Here is a 19,856-nt window from a genome sequence, read left to right as displayed (position 1 = left end):
CTCGTTTGTCATAGCTTGAACGCCCAACATCCAACGGGCAAAGTGACCCATACGTGGCTTGCCTGCGTCGGTTAACTTCATCCGTTGGACGTTGGGCGTTCTTTTTGCCGATGGTGGATGAAAAAGCCCATTCTCCCCTTTGCCACAGCGGGGACTGCCCCAGCCGGTGTATCTTTGATTATTAACCGAACAATGGCTGTATGACGATTCTGGAAACCCGCCATATTACTAAACAGTACGCCGAACACCGGGCGCTCGATGATGTCAGCGTCAGTATTCCTAAAGGGCAGATTTTCGGGCTATTAGGCCCCAATGGCGCAGGCAAAACGTCGCTCATCCGCATCATCAACCAGATCACCGGCCCCGATGGAGGCGAGGTGCTGTTTGATGGTAAACCCCTTGGCCCGGAGCACATCCGGCGCATTGGCTACCTGCCCGAAGAGCGGGGCCTGTACAAGAAAATGAAGGTAGGCGAGCAGTTGCTCTACCTGGCCAAGCTGAAGGGCCTGAGTGAGCGCGACGCGATGGATAAGCTCAAGATCTGGTTCGAGAAGTTCGACATCAAAACCTGGTGGAGCAAGAGCGTCGAAGACCTCTCAAAGGGCATGCAACAGAAGGTTCAGTTTGTGGCAACGGTGTTGCACCAACCCGACCTGCTCATCCTGGACGAACCATTCTCGGGCTTTGACCCTATCAACGCCAACCTGATCCGCGACGAAATTCTGGAGCTCAAACAGCAGGGTACGACGATCATCTTCTCGACGCACCGCATGGACACGGTGGAAGAGCTCTGCGACCACATCGCGCTGATTCACCGCTCGAAGAAAGTGCTCGACGGCCCCAAACTGGCAATCAAGAACCAGTTCAAAACGCACACGTACCGGTTTGAATACCAAGGCGAACTGGGCGAACTACCGCCCGCTTTTGCGGCAGCCCCGGCCGGACAAACCGAAGACGGCTGTACCCGCGTCGACATTAAAATTCCGCCCGATGCGTCGGCCAATGAGCTGATCCGCCTACTGCTCGACCGGGTGCAGGTACGTAGCTTCGGCGAAAATATTCCCAGCATGAACGACATCTTTATCAAAGCCGTCGGCGAGGTGCCAACCACCTGACCAAACCTTCCATTTATGAACATCATCCTTACGATCATCAAGCGCGAGTATCTGGTTCGCGTGCGGAAGAAGTCGTTTATCGTCATGACCCTGCTGGCTCCGCTGCTGATGGCGGCCTTCTACGGGGCTATTGGCTGGGCAGCGGTCGGCTCGATTTCGCAGAAAAAAGTGGCTATCGTCGACCAGAACGGGCAGTTTAAAGGGCAGTTTAAGAACAACGACGAAACGGCCTATGTGTACCCGACCGAGTCGCTCGCCAACGCTAAAGCCAGCCTGGCCAACAAGGGCTACGACGCCCTGGTGGTCATTCCGGCCGACGTGATTGAGAAGCCCAAGACGGTGCAGATTTTCTCGAACAAGAGCGTCAGCCTGAGCATGCAATCGAATATCGAATCGGCCATTTCGAAACGGATCGAACGCATCAAGCTCAGCGCGGCGGGCATTACGCAGCAGGTCATCGAAGACGCCAAGGTAAACGTCGACGCCACCACAATTAACCTGAGCGATCAGGGCGAGAAAAACACCAACTCGATTATTACGACCGTGATTGGCGGTTTCTGCGCCTTTCTGATCTATCTCTCGGTGTTTATCTACGGCGCGCAGGTCATGCGGGGTGTACTGGAAGAAAAAACCAACCGCATTATCGAGGTCATCATCTCGTCGGTGAAGCCGTTTCAGCTCATGATGGGCAAAATTGTGGGCGTTGGGCTGGTGGGTCTTACGCAGTTTCTGCTCTGGATTTTGCTCACTATCGGCGTGATTTCGGCGGGCACGGCCATTCTGGGGGCTAAATACACCCGCGATGCCGCCAAAGCCCGCACGTCGATGGCGATGGGTCCGGGACAGGCCGATGTGCAGCGGAAGATGGAAAACAGCAAGAACCCCGTTGCCGAACTGACCGCTGCCCTCGACACGCTCAACGTACCACTGATTGTCTTCTGCTTTATCTTCTACTTCCTGGGTGGCTACCTGCTCTACAGTTCGCTGTTCGGGGCCATCGGGGCCGCCGTCGACAGCGAGACCGAGACGCAGCAGTTCATGTTCCCGATCACGATCCCGATCATCGCGTCGATTGCGCTGGCGCAGTTCATCGTTCGCGACCCCGACGGTCCGCTGGCGTTCTGGATGTCGATGGTGCCCTTTACGTCGCCCATTATCATGATGGTACGGATTCCGTTTGGCGTACCGGCCTGGCAGCTTATCCTGTCGATGGGGCTGCTCGTCGGGGGCTTTATCGGCACGACCTGGCTCGCCGCCCGCATCTACCGCGTCGGTATCCTGATGTACGGCAAGAAGCCGACCTACAAAGAGCTCTCGAAGTGGATTTTTTATAAAGCGTAAGCGTTCAGTCTGGAGACTCCGTACTCGTTTCTGCATTGATTCTCCAGACTATAAAAACCATGTGGCAGGAAACCGACAATAAGCTCGTTCGGCAGTTTACGTTTGCCGATTTTACGGAGGCCTTTGCCTTCATGACACGGGTAGCGCTGATTGCCGAGAAGATGGATCACCACCCCTTCTGGACCAACGTCTATAACAAAGTCACCATCGAACTCACGACCCACGACGCCGGCAACACCGTCACCGACAAAGACCGGGCGCTAGCGGAGGCGATAAACTCAATGTATAATGTATAATGAATGATGTACGATGTACAATAGGGAAGCGTCAGCGGTCCGCCGCCCGCCCCATTGTACATCATGCATTATTCATTATACATTCTTTGTTCATGAAACTGTACCTCGTTCCTACGCCCATTGGTAATCTGGACGACATTACGCTGCGGGCGATTAAGGTGCTGCAAAGCGTCGATGGAATTCTGGCGGAAGATACCCGCACGACGGGCTTCCTGCTGAAGCACCTGGGTATCAACAAGCCGCTGCACAGCTACCATATTTTCAACGAACACGGCAGCATCCAGAAGATTATTGCCCAGTTGAAGCAGGGCAAAACCTTGGCGCTGGTATCAGACGCCGGCACGCCCGCCATCTCTGATCCCGGCTTCTTGCTCGTGCGCGAATGCCTTGATTTCGACGTACCTGTGGAGTGTTTACCCGGCCCTACGGCTTTCGTGCCAGCGCTCGTCAACTCGGGGCTGCCCAATGACCGCTTCACGTTCGAGGGATTTCTGCCTCACAAAAAAGGGCGTCAAACGCGCCTTGAGGCGCTGGCCGACGAAACCCGAACGATGATTTTCTACGAATCGCCGCACCGGCTGCTGAAACTGCTCGATCAGTTGACCGAGTTGTTTGGCCCCGACCGACCCGCCAGTGTGTCGCGTGAGTTAACAAAGCTGTTTGAAGAGACCGTGCGGGGCAGTTTGTCGGAAATTGGGGCTTATTTTGCCGAAAAACCGGTCAAAGGCGAAATCGTGGTGTGCGTGGGAGGCAAACCCGAAGCCAGCCGGTCAGAGAAGCGCAACAAGAAAGGGGATGATTATTACAAGCAACGCCATACCGATGACGACGACGACGATGAGCAGGACGACTAACCCGGTCAGGTACGTTCTCTTCGCCCTGAGTCTGGTGTGGGTAACCCTCGGCATACAACCAACGGCGCAGGCCCAAACGCTCTCGCCCTCGGCTCGCGTCAGCCTGATCACCTACGGGCCGGGGCAGGATGATATTTCGTCGGTATTTGGCCACACCGAAATCCGGATCTACGACCCGATGCAAGGCATCGACCGCGATTACAGCTACGGTGGTTTCGACTACAATGCCGATAATTTCGTCATCAAATTTCTGCGGGGTACGTTGCCCTATCACCTATCGTCGCACACGCTGAGCCAGGTAGTCTGGTATTATCAGCAGAACAACCGCAGCATCCGCGAACAGGAGCTGAACCTGTCGGCGCCGCAACGGCAGCGGCTGTTTACGGCACTGGAAACCAACCTGTTGCCTCAGAACCGCGAGTACCGCTACAAGTTTTACTACGACAACTGCGCCACCCGGCCCCGCGATATGATCGCGGCGGCGATAGGCGACAGTCTGGTTTGGGCGCCCACCGTAAAACAGCCGACCAAATCGTACCGCGCCTGGATGAACGATTACCTCGCCCCCAAGCCCTGGGAACGGCTGGGTATGAACCTGGCCATTGGTCGGCCTTCCGACAAGGTGACGACGGGCTGGGAGGCAATGTATCTGCCCAACAACGTGTTCAACGAACTGGCTAAAGCGCAGGTGCGGCAGCCCAATGGGCAACTGGTACCGCTGGTTACACAGACGCAGACGCTGTTTGCCGGACAGCCGCTGTTCAAGCCGACACTGCCCATTGTGCTCTACCCCGACTTTGTCTTCCTGATCGTATTATTGGTAGTTGCCGGGCTGACGTGGCGGCACTGGAACACCGGAAACCGTGCGGGCGGTCGTACGGGGCTCTGGCTCGACCGGCTGCTGTTTGGCATTGCGGGCGGCTGGGGCTGGTTTCTGTTCCTGCTCTGGTTTGCTACCGACCACGGCGTGACCACTTGGAACCCCACGCTGCTCTGGCTGATGCCGCTACACCTGCCCGGCATTTTCTGGGCGACGTCAGCCAAACGGCATCCATTTCAGATGGGTACGTACTTCCGGATTACGGCCGCGTTGCTGGTGGTATCGTTCTTTTTCCTCAACGCACCCGGCTTTGCCGATAACCTGCTCGTAGGTACGTTGCTGGTGCGGGCGCTGTTCCGGTCGTGGGTAAAAACCAGCACCATCAGTGAACGCGTCGATATCGTTCGCGTCTAATTGCTTCGACTCTTTCAGACAGACCCCGGGCGACCGCCATGCGTCTGTCGCTCCTTTTGCTATGACCTTTTCTGATCAATTTCGCCCCCAACTCAACGCCATTGCGCGGGAGGCCGGCGCGTTTCTGCTGGCTGAACGCCAGAAATTCAGCCTCGACGCCATCGAATACAAAGGCCTGAACGACCTGGTGTCGTATGTCGATAAAGAGTGCGAGAAACTGCTGGTGCCGAAGTTGCACGCGCTGTTGCCCGAAGCGGGTTTCATCACCGAAGAAGGCACCACCGAGCAGGCCGATCGTAACGGACTGAACTGGATTATTGATCCACTCGACGGTACCACTAATTTTATTCATGGCCTGCCCATTTTTGCGGTAAGCATTGGGCTGGCGCAGGGTAACCGACCCATCGCTGGCGTCGTATATGACCCCAACCGCGACGAGTGTTTTTCGGCCGTCGACGGGCAGGGAGCGTGGTTGAGCGTAAACGGTGGTGCCGAGCAGCCTATGCGGGTATCGCCCGCCCAACGGCTGGCCGACAGCCTGATTGCCACCGGGTTTCCGTATTACCGTTTCGAGCAGATGCAGGCCTATTTGCAGATTCTGGAGCAGTTGATGCAACGTACCCACGGCCTGCGCCGCATGGGGTCGGCGGCGATTGATCTGGCCTACGTGGCGGCGGGTCGGTTCGAGGCGTTTTTCGAATACAATCTGAAACCCTGGGATATGGCGGCCGGCATCTGTCTGGTGCGCGAAGCGGGCGGCATTGTTACGGACTTTAATGGGGGCGACACCACCCTGTTTGGCGGCGATGTTGTATCCGGCTGCGCTATTCAACCCGAACTACTGAGCGTGATCGATACGATCTGGCGGCAGTAACGTACTCACTGACAACGGTTCTGGGGCGGTAGCCAGAAAATGTGCGATCTCGGCGTTGCTGCGCAGAAAATACACGCTTTTCTGGCCGCTCAGACTCAACAGCAGTTGCCGGGTACGTTCGACCTTGACGGGAAATTGCCAGACAAAGCGCAGAAAAGCCCAGTCGAAGCGTTCGGGGCAACCCGCTGCCTGATCAGGACGTACCTGGCCGTAATACATCACCATCCGCCGGATGACCCGCCACAGGCACAGCCACCGCGGCCGTTCCAGCAGAATCAGCGTATCGGCTCGGTCGATGCGCCCCGTGCGTTGCGACTCGTTGGTGTAGTTACCGTCGGTGATCCAGCCGTCAGCGGCAATGGCTGCGGTGATGGCCTGTCGGAAATCGGCGTCAGATTTGATGACCCAGCCGGGGTTGAAATAATACGTATCCAGATGAATGACCGGCAGGGCTGTGCGGGCCGACAACTGCCGCGCCAGCGTGCTTTTCCCCGACCCCGGCGACCCGAAAATGGCAATTCGTTTCATCGACGCAAGTTACGCCATCGCCCAAATCCAGCCCGACAGTGAGCCGCGAGCTCAATCGCTGTTGATCTAAGCATCCATGACGTTGATGATAAATGGCTCAAAACTTTCTGCCTGCGGATTGCTTCCATCAGTATGGATAAACAAACCGCTCAGGCCCTGCTGACCACCATCGTGGAGCAGGTGGGCCGCCATCTCAACGCTGATCGCTGTTTTCTGTACGTTCGTCAGCCCAGTCAGCAGCACGGGCGCATCGCGTTCCAGTGGCGGGGCAGTACGGCCATTCCCGATGTGATCCAGCCCGACTGGCAACCCGACACCACCGACCTACCCCAGGAAGACCCGCTTTTCCGTGCCGCGCTGACGCTCCAACCATCGGTATACGTACCTGACGTAGAAACCGCCGGACCCGATGTACTCAACCGCGATTTTGAGCATAAGACGTTTGGGCACCGCGCCCTCATTCACGCACACGTTCAAACCGACGGGCAGCTTTGGGGCATTTTGCAACCCTGCATTTTCGGTCAGGTACGTACCTGGACTGCCGACGAGCGAGCCTATATCGAAAAAACAATACCCGAACTGGTTGGACCAATCCGGGCGTTTGTGGGGGAGTGAGACCGCCTTGAGTAGCGTCTCAGCTATACCGATCGTTGCGCCATGGATAGGCGGTGTCTGAGTAGCCGCGCTCTTCCCAGAAGCCGAGCCGGTTACCCGCCATAAACTCAATCCGCTTGATCCATTTCGAGCCTTTCCAGGCGTAAAGCTGCGGCGTAATCATGCGCAGCGGGCCACCATGCTCCTTGGTCAGGGGTTGGCCATCGGCGGTGTGTACCAGCAATACGTCGGGCTTGAGCGCTTCTTCGAGCGAAATGTTCGTGGCGTAGCCGTCGTAGCCGTAGCACATCACATGCGTGGCCGAGCCTTTGGGATCGACGAGGGCAGCCAGATCCATAAACCGCACGCCAACCCAGGGCACGTCAAGCCGCGACCAGGTCGTAACGCAGTGAAAATCGCTGGTGTCCTCCACCTGCGGCAGGGCCATCAGATCGTCCCACTTCAGCCGAACGGGGTTGTTCACTTCGCCATCAATATTCAGTTGCCACTTGTCGAGCGGAATCACGGGTTGATAGCCCAGATCAAGCACCGGCCATTTCTGCGTAACTGTTTGCCCAATCGGCACCTGCGGCATCCCGTGCCGGTTGGTTGGCCCCTTACCCCGTGGCTTGAACGGTCCGTCGATACGGTCGGCAACCGATGGCGTCTGGGCCATTTTGTCTTCAAACCGCCGTTTCAGCTTCATCCGTGCCTCCACGATCCGGTCCAGTTTCTCGTTCTCTTCCATACTAGTCTAACGCAAAGGGCGTAAAGTAAGTCGCAAAGGGCACGAAGCGATTTGTGCTGCGAGCCGCTTGCGTAGATTTTCTTTTTGTTAAGAATAGCCGCAAATAAAGACTTTGCAGCCTTCGCGAATCACTTTGCTCCCTTTGCGTTAGAAACGTGTTTCAAGGTTCGCTTGTTCGGGTTGTACCTTTGTGCCACGAACAACACCCATATGAGCGAGCAAAAACCGTCGGGCCGGTCCGACGCATCGGGCGCACCGCTGATTTTAGTAACCAACGACGATGGTATCACGGCGCGAGGCATTGGCTTTCTGGTCGAATGCATGAGCGAACTAGGCACCGTGGTGGTCGTTGCGCCCAACAGCCCGCAGTCGGGGATGGGCCACGCCATTACCATTTCGAGTCCGTTGCGGCTTTACCCGTCGACTGTCTTCTCGGGCCTGCCCGCCTACGAATGTTCGGGCACCCCGGCCGACTGCGTGAAGCTGGGTAAACATTACGTACTGAAAGACCGCGCTCCCGATCTGGTGGTGAGTGGCGTCAATCACGGCAGCAATACGTCGGTCAGTGTGTTGTATTCGGGCACGATGTCGGCGGCCATCGAAGCGGCTATTGAAGGGATTCCGGCCATCGGCTTTTCGCTCAACGATTTCAGCCGCGAACCCGATTTCTCGCACATCCGCGACTATGTGCAGTCTATTACGCGGAATGTACTCGAACGGGGTATCCCGACGGGTGTCGCGCTGAACGTGAACTTCCCCGTGCGTGGGCCGGAGCCGCTGAAAGGCGTAAAAATCTGCCGACAGGCCAACGCCAAATGGCACGAGATTTTCGATGAACGCCGCGACCCGCACGGCCGTCGCTATTTCTGGCTCGATGGGGAGTTTGTCAATAACGACACCGGCACCGACACCGACGAATACGCCATCGCCAACAATTACGCATCCATTGTCCCCTGCCAGTTTGACCTCACCGCCTACAAGGTGGTGAAAGAAATGGAAGGGTGGAAAATCTAATGTACAATGTATAATGTACAATGGCCCCGAAATGGCTAGGTACGTTCCGTCGCATCCCCATTGTGCATTATACATCGTACATTGTACATTAATCTATGGCAATCCTCGGCACACTCTTAAAACGCGGTATTCGGCTGACCAACGCGGTACAGCGGCGCAAGAAGTTGAACCCGTTTAAGCTCCAGAAGAAAACGCTGCTCCGGCTGATCGAAAAAGCCCGGCACACGCAGTTCGGGGCCAAATATGGATTCGATGAGGTGTTGCGCGAAGGCCATTTCGGCGCTCAGCGGGCGTTTTACGACGCCTACAAACGCCTGGTGCCGATCTACGACTACAACAAGATCTACAGCGAGTGGTGGCACCGGTCGCTGACGGGCGAGAAGAACGTGACCTGGCCGGGGCGGGTGAAATACTTCGCGCTCAGCTCAGGTACGTCGGAGGCCGCTTCGAAATACATTCCCGTCACGAAGGCCATGAGCAAGGCCATCCAGAAGACAAGCATCCGCCAGATTCTGACGCTGGGCCAGTACACGCACCTGCCCGCTTCGCTCTACGAAAAAGGGTACCTGATGCTGGGTGGCAGCACGCAGCTCAACGCCCGGCAGGGCCACCTTGAAGGCGACCTCAGCGGTATCACGGCGAGCCAGATTCCGTTCTGGTTTCAGCGGTTTTACAAGCCCGGCCCCGACATTGCCAAAGAGCGCGACTGGGGCACTAAACTCGACGAGATCACGCATCAGGCCGCCGACTGGGACATTGGGTACGTGGTGGGCGTACCGGCCTGGATTCAGTTGCTGATGGAAAAGATCATCGCGCACTACAAGGTCAAAACCATCCACGACATCTGGCCAAATCTGGCCGTATTCTGCCACGGCGGCGTATCGTTTGAACCCTATAAACCGGGTTTCGAGAAGCTGCTGGCGCGGCCCATTACCTACATAGAGACGTACCTAGCGTCGGAAGGTTTCATTGCTTACCAGACGCATCCCGAAGCCGAAGGCATGCAGCTGGTGCTCAACAACGGCATTTTCCACGAGTTCATCCCCTTCACGGAAGCCAACTTTTCGGCCGACGGCGTGATGGTGGAGAAACCCGAAACGCTGATGATCGACGAGGTACAGGAAGGCAAAGAATACGCCCTGCTGCTGTCGACCTGCGCGGGTACGTGGCGCTACCTGATTGGCGACACCATCCGGTTCGTCTCAAAAAAGCGGGCTGAAATCGTCATTACGGGCCGCACCAAGCATTTTCTGAGCCTTTGCGGCGAGCACCTGTCTGTCGACAACATGAACAAGGCGGTGGAACTGTCGGCGCGGGAGATGCACCTCAACGTGCGTGAGTTTACCGTAGCGGGCATCAACCACGACCCGCTCTTCGCCCATCATTGGTACGTGGGTGTTGAGGGCGACGGGGTCGACGCCGACCAACTCCGTGACCGCATCGATGCGCACCTGAAAGAACTCAACGACGACTACGCCACCGAACGGCAGCACGCGCTGAAGAACGTATTTTTGACGGTATTACCCGCTCAGCGTTTCTACGACTGGATGGCCGCCAAAGGCAAGATGGGAGGTCAGCATAAATTTCCCCGCGTGTTGAAGAAAGATCAGATTAAGGAGTGGGAGGCGTTCGTTGCAGACGGAACGCCGTCTATTCACCCTGACAAATAGGTAGTTCGGTGTAGAAATCCGTGAAAAATCCCGGCAAAAAGTGAGCTGTAAGGTGAGTATGTTTGGCACGTAAGTCAGACCGTACATCACTATGTCTTCGCGCCACCCCCTTCGCCTGTCAACAGCCCAATGGTTCCTCTGGACGATTGGGCTGTTGTTGTTTTTAGCAATCAGTTATCTGTTACCTCACTGGCAGCTTTCCGTCGGTCGTTCAGCTACGACTTTGACGACCGGAGACATGACAACGCTCAGCTCGCTGCTTTACGAACCCAAACCGATCTCAACAACGACCACATCCCCTACTACCCAAACAGCCACGATTCCAGACAGCCAGCGACAGCTTACCGACAGCCAGCGTCTACGTGCTTACAGCTACATCGTAAACACGTACCCTATGTATCCGAACGATGCAGATACCCTTCAAAACTGGATAAACCTGTTCAATCAGCCGGGTGCCCTGATGAGTGCCCTGAAAGAACATACCTTTCCGGTTCGCTCCTATTTTTGGCTGATGGGCGGATGGCTTTACTGGGAAGTCATCTTCTGGACTTGGTTTGGTCTGATTGCCAGTCTATTATTTAGCGTATCTGAGGCATTACGCACCAACTCGAAGAGCTTTGACCAGTCTGAAATCTGGACCCACATTGCCAAGTTTTTCTACGCCCCCCTCTGTTCAATCGCCATTTTTCTGGGGTTAAGCCTGGCTATCACTGATCAGAAAGTGCTGGATATGGTCAAGTTTAGCCCTAATCAAATTCTGGTGGCCTTCATTCTGGGTTTCTTCTCAGGACGGGTGGTTGATCTGTTGCAACGCATCAAAAATGTGATTCTGCCCGATGGTAGCCTTACGCCCCCAGTCCCGCCAAATACGCCGGTAAACAGTCCGAGTACAACGGCAATGCTAGCGTTGCCGCAAATAGAAACGGCCATCCGACAGTACGGGCCGCTTTGGCAGCAAGCGTATCCAAACGTAACAGGCATAGCTGCTCAGCTTAAAACCACGGCAGGTCGACCCACCGGTCAGGCAGCCATTGTGTTTGAAGTGAGCCAGAAACCGGCTAACCTGACTGTGGGTGCCATCCCGCCCTCGTTCACAGTACCGCTAGCCAATGGACAATCGATCGACATACCTACTGATGTTGAAGAAGTGGGTATTACCCGATTTGGTTACCGTGAAGGCCAGGCCCGACGCAACAACCGGCTACCGACAGGCTTGGGAAGCAGCGTAGCAACCCGGTCAACCTTAGCCGAACCCGAAAATTGGGGAACCTTAGGCCTACGGGTGCATGACAGTACGGGTGAGTATGTTCTGACTTGCTGCCACGTTTTATGCGGGCACCTTATCAACGACATGCCCTGGTTTTACGATTCGTCCCAGCACGGCCCCATCGATGTGGTAGTGCCTACCAATCATGATACGCAGCAAATCGGCATCGTTGTGAAGGCATCGTTCAACAGTAAAGAAGACTTTGCCTTGGTGCGTTTGACGACACCCACAGATGTCGATAAAACACCGTTAGGGATGTCGATTCGCTTCACGGATACCGAGCCTCAGCCCAAGCTACATCAACTAGTGAATATGGTTGGGGCTTTCTCAAACGTTCAATCGGCCACAATTTCAGCGCTGTATCAGGAAGGGCAGTATGAGGACATTCCCGACCTGGTGCGGCCAGCCCGCATGGAGGGATTGATAAAAACGCAGCTTCTCTCTCATAAAGGGGATTCAGGTGCAGCGGTTTTCATACTTGATACGAACCAGAAAGCAACAGTCATCGGCCTGCTCATCGCCAATAATGAAGTGGCCTCCTACATCCTTCCTGTTCATAATTACCTCATCAACAACGGCCTTTTTCTGTCAGTTTAACAACCTACACCATGCGCTATATACTACTCCTCTTCCCTTTACTTGTGAGCTTACGGGTTTGCGGTCAGAACACCCACGTAATTAACCACACCTTGTCGTACACCCAACTTCAGGGAGCCACCCCCTTGGTCGTACCTCTTCCGATAACGGCTGCTGAGTTTGCGCAGGCGAAGGCTAATAAGAACCAGTTTCAATTGAGGCTGACGGTAGACGATGCACCCTCCAGCGCTAATCAGTCACTTGCCCTGGCGACTATCAGGCATCAGGAACCGGCCTCTGTCAATTTGGTAAATGGTACTATTCAGTTAGACTACGTATTGAATTTGCAACCAGACAATAAAACGGAATTCGTTCCGACTAAGAGCCAACTGATTCGGGCAGTAACCTGGTCAGACACCACTCTCCGGCCTTTACACTTGCTGTTGCCTGATATTCAGCCTGGCTTTACTTCTCAGGAGGACAACGCCATCCAGATTGATTTCTGCGCAGAAGACAACCAGGGAGTCCGCTTTCCATTTGCCAGAAAGTGGCCATTCATTAAAGCCGACGAGACCATACGAGCAGTGGTGCGCCACGTAAACCCGCTTCGCTATAATGCGGCATTAGGGGCAGACGGTATCGCTTTCAACACCGACCCCGGCGCAGCCTTTTCAGCGGTCAGTGGCATCTTCGATCAGAGCGGTATCTTCTTCAAGAAAAATGACCTCAGTTCCTCTATTTCTATTAGTGCGCCTGTTCGAAAACTGGAGAAGTTAACCGGTATTGCGCCAGTTATCAGTCAGCGGCTAAGCGTAACCAAACGGCTAGACTGTTTATCAGAGGCGGATCTTGCGCTACTGCGCTCACTCAAAGTTGAACAGCAACGCGTTTTAGATGATTATAAGATAGCCGATGAATTTGCGCTCAAAGCCACACTTACCCAAACTGCCAATGCAGCGCTGGCCAGTCTGACAGCCGTATCGATGACTAATTCCACGAGCATCAGTAGCACCACAAGTGCCGTGAACTCCAGTACAATAACACCGGCCACCGGGCTGACTACCACAGTCAGAAGTGTTACCACGAGCCAGAATAACAGTCTGGTTACCGATGCCGGTCAGGCTGATGAATACACGCTGTATGTACGGGCGCTTGCTGAATATGCCCTAACCGCTGATCTGGCCAGTCGTACGTTTAAATTGATACAAACCCTCGACGACGTCGTAGAAGGCAGCACATTGCGGCTGCGTCCGTTCAGTCCAAAACAATACACTGGTGCCGATGTCATTCGGGTTACGCTTAGCACGGCTCCCGCTGGCAATACTGCCGTTTCGCCCACTAAACAGAGTTACGATTTATGGGTAACAGGACGCCTCAAAATCGACTATAGCGCAGGCGTCTTCTTTTCTGGATTGGCCGACGAATCCTTCAGCACCCGCGACACGACCTTCAAACCGACGTCATCAACGGCCACTGTTACCCGGCAGATCAAAGATGTTGATGACGCCAACAAACTAACGGTCGCACTGGGTGTTTTGGCTCATGCCTACTGGCGGCTGCCCATTTTGGACGGCACCGTTACGCCTGGCCTGACAGCCGGCAGCGGAATTACGTTTAGAGGACGCCCAATCGTAGTCGCTGGGGCCAGCCTGCTGTTGGGGCGCGCTCAACGGGTCGTCTTCACATACGGGTGGTCGTTTGGCATTCAGCGTGAGTTGTCTGCTCGGTATGAGAAACTGAATAACTATGCTACCAGCGACTCAACTCCGTTTACCTACGTAGATACGTTCAGGGGCAGATGGTTCTTCGGTCTGACTTTCAATTGGGGCAAAAACGAAAAAATTGTAACGACGAACTGAAGCTATGGTTGGGTTACCATTACCCGCGTAGGAGCGTTCGGTACTTCATCTTGGTTTCAAGCCATTCTTTTTGCGGATTGGAAGCGCCAGCTAAGGGATCACCCCCAGGCGTTTTGCGGGGTACGTTGCCCGATTTTCTTAAGAGAAATAGGCTCACGCCAGTTCATCTCAAATGAACTGGCGTTTTTTGTGAGACGCATGTGGGCTAATTTGGTATAGTTTTAGCGGGTTAAACTATAGAATCAATAGGTTTCAATATGTTAACTTGCTGCCTACCGTAATCAGCCTTGTCACTTTAGCCTCTCTGATCCAATGTTAAGACATATACCCTCCCAATACTATGTTGTTCAGGCAGTAAAGGATAACTACAATTTGCCCACGTCTATAGACACGATCTGTCCGCACTGCCGCCGCCAGGTCAACCTGTCGCTTCCGTGGGATAATCCGAAAACGTATGTCGTTGAGCATTGCAGCGCGCACTGCCCCGCCTGCCAGAAAAAAGCGACGCTGCTATTGCTCACCGATACCACTACAACAACCGGTGTTCGGTCAGGCAGCTTATTCATCACCCCGGATAACGATGTTCGGCAACCCCTGGCGGGCCTTGCCGAAACAAACAAGATCGAGGACGGACTGAAGCGCGCTTATTTTTCAACGATCACTGTATTAAACGCGCAGGAGTGGACAGCCACGGCCATTTTGTGCAAACGAGTACTGGAAGGCATCACGAAGTCGATTGTGGCGGAGGAGCACAAAAGCAAAAATCTGTCGGTTCAGATCAGGGCCTTGCTGACGCAACTCGACTTGACTAAACCCATCTCAACGCTGGCCGACGCCATTCGGAAAGGCGGCAACATCGGCGCTCATTTCGAGTTGGAAAAAGAACCCAATCAGGAGATTGCCACGCTGATGGTCGATCTGCTCGACGACCTGATTGAATACATTTTTATTCTCCCCGGCCGCATTCAGCAACTGCACGACCGGATGGAGAAGCTATCAGAACCCAAGCCATCGGTTCTACCGCCTCACGCTGGTGTCAGCCTGAATGGTGCCGCTAAATCGGCCAAAACGCAGTGATGCAGTTACACCAGCATGCACCGATTTCCTACTCATGCCGCGTAGGAGCATCTGGCACTTCATCTCGGTTTCGAGCCATTTTTTTCGCGGGTCGGAGAATCTATGGCTAAAGGATCAAACCCAGGGATTATGCAAGTGCAAGTCGGGAATTCGCCGGAAGTCCTTTTCATTGCGAGACAGCAAGGTTAGATCATACACAATAGCTGTCGCAGCGATTATAGCATCTGGTAGTTTGATAGCATACTGTCGGCGTAAGTCAGCTGCTTTCCATTTTATTGCCTGCTCTAGTTCGATCACCAGGGAATTACTGATAAACTGACGTAACAACGTCAATTCCTGCTCGCTTGCTGTTTTCCAGCATAAAAGTTCGATCTCCGTTACTGCCGAAAAACAGGGAGACTCGTTCAATAGCAGTTGATCGATAAACGTCTCGGCTTGAAGCGGAAACTGTTGTTGCAGATAATAAATGACCGTGTTGGTATCCCAAAGATGCGTCACTCCCATTCGCTACGCAGTTGATCGAGTTGAGCATCAACGTCAGCGAGGGGTTGTTTTGCCATTCGTCCTTTGTACAATTCAGCCCAGTTCGGCCCTGCCGGGCTACTCGTCTCTTGCCGAACCCGGATCAATTGCAACGACTCAAGGTCGTGAAGGAGTTGCAACGCCTTTTCGTTGAGGATGTCCACAGTTAACGTTTGCATACGATTAATTTCTGAGTCCCGGTAAAAGTAAGCAAAGCAAGGCTAAGAACCCGGCAGGCTGGTTACCCGCGCATGCCGCGTAGGAGCGTCTGGCACTTCATCTCGGTTTCGAGCCATTCTTTTTGCGGGTCGGAGTCTTCGGTGAGGCCGGCCCCGGCGTAGAGCGTAGCCGTTTTGCCTTCCAGTTTCAGGCAGCGGATGTGCACAAACAGATGGCTCGCGGCGTCGATATTGATGGGACCGGCAAACCCGGCGTAGAAACGGCGGTCGTGGCGCTCGTGGGTCTGGATAAAGTCCAGCGCCTCGGGGCGGGGCATCCCACACACGGCCGACGTGGGGTGCAACAGCCGCAGCATCACCGTGCCCAGTTGCGGAAAATTAACGGCGTTGGTATCCACGCTGTACTGCGTACACAGGTGCATTAGATTACCCGCCTGTGCCGTTTTTGGGCCTTCCTCGATGTATTCCCGCAACCGGATTTTCTTAAAACAGCCGATGATGTAACGGCTAACCAGTGCCTGTTCCTCAATCTCTTTCTGCGACCAGAGGGCGTCGGCCGTGCGCTTCAACATGCCGTCGGGGTAATAGGCCGACTGCGTACCGGCCAGCGCGACGGTGCGGAAGATGCCATTGGCATCGACACTAACGAGGCGTTCGGGCGTGGCCGAGAGCCAGATTTGAGCCGGGGCGCCGCCCGTACCTTCGGGCAACCACACGGCCGACACAAACGCCGCCGGGTAGGCCGCGCACAACCGATCGAACAGAATCGTGACATCAGGTTGCTCAGCGAATTCGATCGTCTTCGTGCGGGAGATTACCACTTTCCAGAACTTCCCGGCCTGCATGGCCTGCACGGCTTCGGCAACAGCTGTTTCAAAGTCAATCTGGGCCTCGGGTTGGGTGGTCTCAGTAAACTCAATTGCCGACAAGGAACCTGCCCCGCTCGGGCGGGGTACCTGACCAGCCTGCATAGCGGCTCGCACACGTACCTGAAAGGCGTCAGCTAGCGCCGAGTTGGGTACGTTATTTGTCAGTTCAGCCTGCCTGTCACGGCCAATGGTGTATTGCAAATCGGCGTGCAGGTAAAAGGCTTTCGCCAGTTCGTCGCGATTGGGATCGGTGGGGGTATCGAACAGGCCGATGGCAAAACCGGGGCGAAGTTCGTCCAGATCAACAGGCTGCTCGGTCAGTTGGTCGCCGAGGTGAACAATCAGCCGCTTCTCGGTCTGGTTGGGTAACCGCCACAGCGCGGCAGGCTGATGGGTATCGAGCGCCGTTTGCCAAATGTGACTCAGCGTAGGAGCAAGTTGGATAGCGGTGGGGTTAGCTGACGAAGCGATCATTGGATAAGCACCTGTTCAATCCAATAACACGTTTTGCCCCGAAAAGAGTTTTTACACGTACCTACATATGGGCTCCTGTTTTCGCCGAACAAAGCGGAGGCGCGACACATCGCGCCCCCAACCGGCCTACGGCTTCTCGACAGCTTCGCCACTTACCACTTCGCCTTTGAATTGCAGCGTCGTGACGCCCTCGCCAGCATTTGATTCCACAAAGACCGACTTGTTGAACGTACCCAGCGCCGCCGCATTGAAGGTCGCGTTGATCTGCCCCGACGCGCCGGGCAGTATGGCTTCTTTGGGCCACTCAACGCCCGTGCAACCACACGACCCCTGCGCCTTCGTAACGACCAGCGGCGTGGTGCCGGTATTGGTGAAGGCATAAGTGACCGTTACGGGCTTGCCCTGCGGGATCCGGCCCAGTTCCTGAACAGTCTTGGTCCAGCCAAATGAGGCCAGCGTGTGGGCAAAAACGGTGCCTGCGAGCAACAGCAGCGCGACCAGAAACGGGAATGTGTTTTTCATAGAAAACAGCGATTTGGTTGATTGACCCGGTGGCCGTTCGTCGGCCGGTGGGTAACGGCACAAACGTAGTGTGTGCCAGCGGGCGGGGCTGTTAATGAGTCGTTATCAGTTGTTAATGACTTGTTAACGCCAACCAACCAGCCGCCAAAGCCCGTAAGTTTACCGCTGTATCTGACTAACCCGGCAGGCTATGTCCCGTGCGTTGATTCGAAGTTTGGTCGTCTTATCCGTGATTGCGATCGTCGGCATCCTGACGGTGCAGGCCGTGTGGCTGCGGCGGGCCTATGCACTGGGTGAGCGGCAGTTTCGCCAGACGGCTTTCGTGGCCTTGCAGGAAGTGGCCGATCAGGTGGCTCAGCTTAACCGCATCCGGCAAACGCAGGCAGCGGTCGTTCAGTTATCGGCCGATTATTTCGTGGTTCGTACCGATGCGCCCATCAACCCGACGCTGCTGGAACATTACCTGCAAACGGCGCTGCGGCGGCACCGGCTCCTGACCGATTTTGAATACGGCATCTACAACTGCGAAACCGAACGGATGGTCTACGGGGCCTATGTGTCGTCGGCCACCCGCACAACCGTCAGCAACGCGCCAACTGGCCGACAGCAGCCGCCGCGTTTCCCCGGCTACACGCACTATTTCGAAATCCGGTTTCCGGGGCAGGCGGGTTTCGTGACGGGGCAACTCAACGGCTGGCTGGCGTCGTCGGTGGCCGTGGCGCTGGTGGTTGTGTTGTTTGGTTATACGCTCTGGGTCGTATTACGCCAACGTCAGCTGGCCGACATTCAACGCGAGTTTATCAACAACGTCACGCATGAACTGCAAACGCCCCTTTCCACGCTTCGCATTGCGGCGGGGGTACTCCAACAACCCGGCATCAGTCAGCAGCCCGACCGCCTTCGGCAATATGCCCGCGTGGTGGCCGAAGAAAGCGAGCGCCTTCAGCGGCAGGTGCAGGCCGTACTCAATCTGGCGCGGCGGCAGCATACCGGCTTTGCCACAGATCGGGTAGTACTCGATCTGAACCGGGTACTCACCGAGGTAGCGCAGGCCCATAACGTACCCATCCGGCTCGATTTGCAAGCCACGCCCGCCTGGTTGCTGGCCGATACCTACGCGCTCGAAACCCTATTGAATAACCTTATCGACAACGCCCGGACCTACTGCGTCGGCCACCCCGACATTCTCCTGAGCAGCCATATCGTGGAAGGGCGGCTGGTCTGGTCGGTGACCGACAGAGGCGTTGGCATTGATAAGGCGCATCAGCGGGCGGTTTTCCGGCAGTTTTATCGGGTGCCAACCGGCAACGTACCCACGGGCAAAGGCTTCGGTCTGGGGCTGTATTATGTCTGGCGGGTGTCGCGGGCGCACGGCTGGAAACTCCATCTCGACAGCACGCCCGGCCTGGGCAGCACCTTCACGTTTACGGCTCCACTGGCAAACCCCATTCCTCAACCCGCTGTTGCTGAGCCCGTATGCTAACTGCTTTACCCCATTCGACGCCACCCAAAGCTCGCCTGCTGTACGTGGAAGACGACATCAACCTGAGCTTTGTCACGCGCGACAACCTCGAAGCGGCGGGGTTTTCGGTGCAGCATTGTGCCACGGGCCGCGAGGGCTGGCAAACGTTTCAGTCAGGTACGTTCGATCTCTGTCTGCTCGACGTGATGTTACCCGAAACCGATGGCTTCGCGCTGGCGCAGCAGATTCGGGCGGTCGATACCAACGTACCCATCCTGTTCCTGAGCGCCCGAACCGACCGCGCCGACCGCCTGACGGGCCTGCGCCTAGGTGCCGACGATTACTTGACCAAACCGTTCAGTATCGACGAGTTGTTGCTCAAAATCGAGGTGTTTCTCAAACGAAGTGGGCGACAGGCTCCCATTGACGCAACTGCCTCAGCCCGCGTACAGCCGGGTGGCATGCCACTGGGTACGTATCGGTTCGACCGGACGAATCTGACGTTGCACCATGCGGAACGTACCTACGAACTGACCCAGCGCGAAGCCGACGTACTGGCCTATCTGCTGGCCCGGCCCAATGCCGTAGTGCGGCGCGACGAGCTGTTGCGCGCCATCTGGGGCGACGACGATTATTTCATGGGGCGCAGCCTCGATGTGTTTGTGTCTCGGCTGCGGAAACGGCTGGCAGCCGACCCCTGCCTGCGCATCGATGCGGTCCACGGCGTCGGGTTTCGGCTGGTCTTGGGACCGGGTGTTTAGCCCCCTCCTTTTTTTAGGAG

20 protein-coding genes are annotated in these 19,856 nt (G+C 55.6%); 14 read left to right on the top strand and 6 right to left on the bottom strand.

Annotated features, from left to right (window positions below):
• Positions 1 to 200: 200 nt before the first annotated feature.
• The 6 genes from ACAW74_RS15530 (at position 201) to ACAW74_RS15505 (ending at position 5,714) form a co-directional block, all read left to right on the top strand.
• The gene (locus ACAW74_RS15530) at positions 201 to 1,115 is read left to right on the top strand and encodes an ABC transporter ATP-binding protein (RefSeq protein WP_370699120.1); all 915 of its coding nucleotides are present in this window, start codon (positions 201 to 203) and stop codon (positions 1,113 to 1,115) included.
• Between the two features lie 15 nt (positions 1,116 to 1,130).
• Positions 1,131 to 2,456, top strand: a complete 1,326-nt coding sequence (locus ACAW74_RS15525; RefSeq protein WP_370699119.1) for an ABC transporter permease — start codon at positions 1,131 to 1,133, stop codon at positions 2,454 to 2,456.
• A 59-nt stretch (positions 2,457 to 2,515) separates the two neighbouring features.
• A complete protein-coding gene (locus tag ACAW74_RS15520; RefSeq protein WP_370699118.1) occupies positions 2,516 to 2,752 on the top strand; it encodes a 4a-hydroxytetrahydrobiopterin dehydratase in 237 nt (78 codons plus the stop codon).
• Between the two features lie 92 nt (positions 2,753 to 2,844).
• The gene (gene rsmI / locus ACAW74_RS15515) at positions 2,845 to 3,606 is read left to right on the top strand and encodes a 16S rRNA (cytidine(1402)-2'-O)-methyltransferase (protein WP_370699117.1); all 762 of its coding nucleotides are present in this window, start codon (positions 2,845 to 2,847) and stop codon (positions 3,604 to 3,606) included.
• Positions 3,575 to 4,840, top strand: coding sequence for an Lnb N-terminal periplasmic domain-containing protein (locus ACAW74_RS15510; protein WP_370699116.1), 1,266 nt, complete (start codon positions 3,575 to 3,577; stop codon positions 4,838 to 4,840). The genes rsmI and ACAW74_RS15510 overlap by 32 nt, the downstream gene beginning before the upstream one ends.
• A gap of 61 nt (positions 4,841 to 4,901) precedes the next feature.
• Complete coding sequence (locus tag ACAW74_RS15505) at positions 4,902 to 5,714, top strand: inositol monophosphatase family protein (protein ID WP_370699115.1); 813 nt, start codon at positions 4,902 to 4,904, stop codon at positions 5,712 to 5,714.
• On the opposite strand, the gene ACAW74_RS15500 is transcribed toward ACAW74_RS15505, so the two are convergent.
• Positions 5,679 to 6,242 carry an AAA family ATPase gene (locus ACAW74_RS15500; RefSeq protein ID WP_370699114.1) on the bottom strand — a complete coding sequence of 188 codons (564 nt, stop codon included), beginning with the start codon at positions 6,240 to 6,242 and terminating at the stop codon, positions 5,679 to 5,681. The two genes, ACAW74_RS15505 and ACAW74_RS15500, sit on opposite strands and share 36 nt — an antisense overlap.
• 132 nt (positions 6,243 to 6,374) lie before the next feature.
• Between ACAW74_RS15500 and ACAW74_RS15495 the strand changes: the two genes are divergently transcribed.
• Positions 6,375 to 6,857, top strand: coding sequence for a GAF domain-containing protein (locus ACAW74_RS15495; RefSeq protein WP_370699113.1), 483 nt, complete (start codon positions 6,375 to 6,377; stop codon positions 6,855 to 6,857).
• A 19-nt stretch (positions 6,858 to 6,876) separates the two neighbouring features.
• Here the strand turns inward: ACAW74_RS15495 and ACAW74_RS15490 are convergent, their stop codons facing one another.
• Positions 6,877 to 7,584: a sulfite oxidase-like oxidoreductase gene (locus tag ACAW74_RS15490; RefSeq protein ID WP_370699112.1), complete on the bottom strand. Its 708-nt coding sequence runs from the start codon at positions 7,582 to 7,584 to the stop codon at positions 6,877 to 6,879.
• Positions 7,585 to 7,794: 210 nt separating this feature from the next.
• Here ACAW74_RS15490 and surE point away from each other — a divergent pair, with 210 nt between their 5' ends.
• The 5 genes from surE to ACAW74_RS15465 all read left to right on the top strand — a co-directional run bounded on the left by surE (position 7,795) and on the right by ACAW74_RS15465 (position 15,047).
• The gene (gene surE, locus ACAW74_RS15485; RefSeq protein WP_370699111.1) at positions 7,795 to 8,598 is read left to right on the top strand and encodes a 5'/3'-nucleotidase SurE; all 804 of its coding nucleotides are present in this window, start codon (positions 7,795 to 7,797) and stop codon (positions 8,596 to 8,598) included.
• Between the two features lie 95 nt (positions 8,599 to 8,693).
• Positions 8,694 to 10,268: a GH3 family acyl-acid amido synthetase gene (locus ACAW74_RS15480; RefSeq protein WP_370699110.1), complete on the top strand. Its 1,575-nt coding sequence runs from the start codon at positions 8,694 to 8,696 to the stop codon at positions 10,266 to 10,268.
• Positions 10,269 to 10,662: 394 nt separating this feature from the next.
• Entirely contained in the window at positions 10,663 to 12,132 is a 1,470-nt protein-coding gene (locus ACAW74_RS15475) for a S1 family serine peptidase (protein ID WP_370699109.1), read from the top strand.
• Between the two features lie 11 nt (positions 12,133 to 12,143).
• A complete protein-coding gene (locus tag ACAW74_RS15470) occupies positions 12,144 to 13,970 on the top strand; it encodes a hypothetical protein (RefSeq protein WP_370699108.1) in 1,827 nt (608 codons plus the stop codon).
• Between the two features lie 372 nt (positions 13,971 to 14,342).
• Complete coding sequence (locus tag ACAW74_RS15465) at positions 14,343 to 15,047, top strand: DUF4145 domain-containing protein (RefSeq protein ID WP_370699107.1); 705 nt, start codon at positions 14,343 to 14,345, stop codon at positions 15,045 to 15,047.
• A gap of 114 nt (positions 15,048 to 15,161) precedes the next feature.
• Here the strand turns inward: ACAW74_RS15465 and ACAW74_RS15460 are convergent, their stop codons facing one another.
• The 4 genes from ACAW74_RS15460 to ACAW74_RS15445 form a co-directional block, all read right to left on the bottom strand.
• On the bottom strand, positions 15,162 to 15,551 hold the full coding sequence (locus tag ACAW74_RS15460; RefSeq protein WP_370699106.1) for a type II toxin-antitoxin system VapC family toxin: 390 nt from the start codon (positions 15,549 to 15,551) through the stop codon (positions 15,162 to 15,164).
• Entirely contained in the window at positions 15,542 to 15,748 is a 207-nt protein-coding gene (locus ACAW74_RS15455; RefSeq protein WP_370699105.1) for a hypothetical protein, read from the bottom strand. Before ACAW74_RS15455 ends, ACAW74_RS15460 begins: the two co-directional genes overlap by 10 nt.
• A gap of 62 nt (positions 15,749 to 15,810) precedes the next feature.
• The gene (locus tag ACAW74_RS15450; protein ID WP_370699104.1) at positions 15,811 to 17,091 is read right to left on the bottom strand and encodes a chorismate-binding protein; all 1,281 of its coding nucleotides are present in this window, start codon (positions 17,089 to 17,091) and stop codon (positions 15,811 to 15,813) included.
• Positions 17,092 to 17,217: 126 nt separating this feature from the next.
• On the bottom strand, positions 17,218 to 17,613 hold the full coding sequence (locus tag ACAW74_RS15445) for a DUF1573 domain-containing protein (protein ID WP_370699103.1): 396 nt from the start codon (positions 17,611 to 17,613) through the stop codon (positions 17,218 to 17,220).
• Positions 17,614 to 17,842: 229 nt separating this feature from the next.
• Between ACAW74_RS15445 and ACAW74_RS15440 the strand changes: the two genes are divergently transcribed.
• Entirely contained in the window at positions 17,843 to 19,096 is a 1,254-nt protein-coding gene (locus ACAW74_RS15440; protein WP_370699101.1) for a sensor histidine kinase, read from the top strand.
• Positions 19,090 to 19,836 (top strand): response regulator transcription factor, encoded by a 747-nt coding sequence (locus tag ACAW74_RS15435; RefSeq protein ID WP_370699100.1) that lies wholly within the window; start codon positions 19,090 to 19,092, stop codon positions 19,834 to 19,836. Before ACAW74_RS15440 ends, ACAW74_RS15435 begins: the two co-directional genes overlap by 7 nt.
• Positions 19,837 to 19,856 lie beyond the last annotated feature (20 nt).

Source organism: Fibrella musci, from assembly GCF_041321105.1.
GTDB lineage: Bacteria > Bacteroidota > Bacteroidia > Cytophagales > Spirosomataceae > Fibrella > Fibrella musci.
This window is presented reverse-complemented; position numbering and strand designations above follow the sequence as displayed.

Coding starts and splice junctions, on each gene's coding strand:
- ACAW74_RS15490 (WP_370699112.1), bottom strand. CDS start 7,584: ATGGAAGAGAACGAGAAACTGGACCGGATCGTGGAGGCACGGATGAAG.
- ACAW74_RS15525 (WP_370699119.1), top strand. CDS start 1,131: ATGAACATCATCCTTACGATCATCAAGCGCGAGTATCTGGTTCGCGTG.
- ACAW74_RS15480 (WP_370699110.1), top strand. CDS start 8,694: ATGGCAATCCTCGGCACACTCTTAAAACGCGGTATTCGGCTGACCAAC.
- ACAW74_RS15520 (WP_370699118.1), top strand. CDS start 2,516: ATGTGGCAGGAAACCGACAATAAGCTCGTTCGGCAGTTTACGTTTGCC.
- ACAW74_RS15510 (WP_370699116.1), top strand. CDS start 3,575: ATGACGACGACGACGATGAGCAGGACGACTAACCCGGTCAGGTACGTT.
- ACAW74_RS15500 (WP_370699114.1), bottom strand. CDS start 6,242: ATGAAACGAATTGCCATTTTCGGGTCGCCGGGGTCGGGGAAAAGCACG.
- ACAW74_RS15460 (WP_370699106.1), bottom strand. CDS start 15,551: ATGGGAGTGACGCATCTTTGGGATACCAACACGGTCATTTATTATCTG.
- ACAW74_RS15505 (WP_370699115.1), top strand. CDS start 4,902: ATGACCTTTTCTGATCAATTTCGCCCCCAACTCAACGCCATTGCGCGG.
- ACAW74_RS15495 (WP_370699113.1), top strand. CDS start 6,375: ATGGATAAACAAACCGCTCAGGCCCTGCTGACCACCATCGTGGAGCAG.
- rsmI (WP_370699117.1), top strand. CDS start 2,845: ATGAAACTGTACCTCGTTCCTACGCCCATTGGTAATCTGGACGACATT.
- ACAW74_RS15455 (WP_370699105.1), bottom strand. CDS start 15,748: ATGCAAACGTTAACTGTGGACATCCTCAACGAAAAGGCGTTGCAACTC.
- ACAW74_RS15450 (WP_370699104.1), bottom strand. CDS start 17,091: ATGATCGCTTCGTCAGCTAACCCCACCGCTATCCAACTTGCTCCTACG.
- ACAW74_RS15445 (WP_370699103.1), bottom strand. CDS start 17,613: ATGAAAAACACATTCCCGTTTCTGGTCGCGCTGCTGTTGCTCGCAGGC.
- ACAW74_RS15470 (WP_370699108.1), top strand. CDS start 12,144: ATGCGCTATATACTACTCCTCTTCCCTTTACTTGTGAGCTTACGGGTT.
- surE (WP_370699111.1), top strand. CDS start 7,795: ATGAGCGAGCAAAAACCGTCGGGCCGGTCCGACGCATCGGGCGCACCG.
- ACAW74_RS15530 (WP_370699120.1), top strand. CDS start 201: ATGACGATTCTGGAAACCCGCCATATTACTAAACAGTACGCCGAACAC.
- ACAW74_RS15435 (WP_370699100.1), top strand. CDS start 19,090: ATGCTAACTGCTTTACCCCATTCGACGCCACCCAAAGCTCGCCTGCTG.
- ACAW74_RS15475 (WP_370699109.1), top strand. CDS start 10,663: ATGTATCCGAACGATGCAGATACCCTTCAAAACTGGATAAACCTGTTC.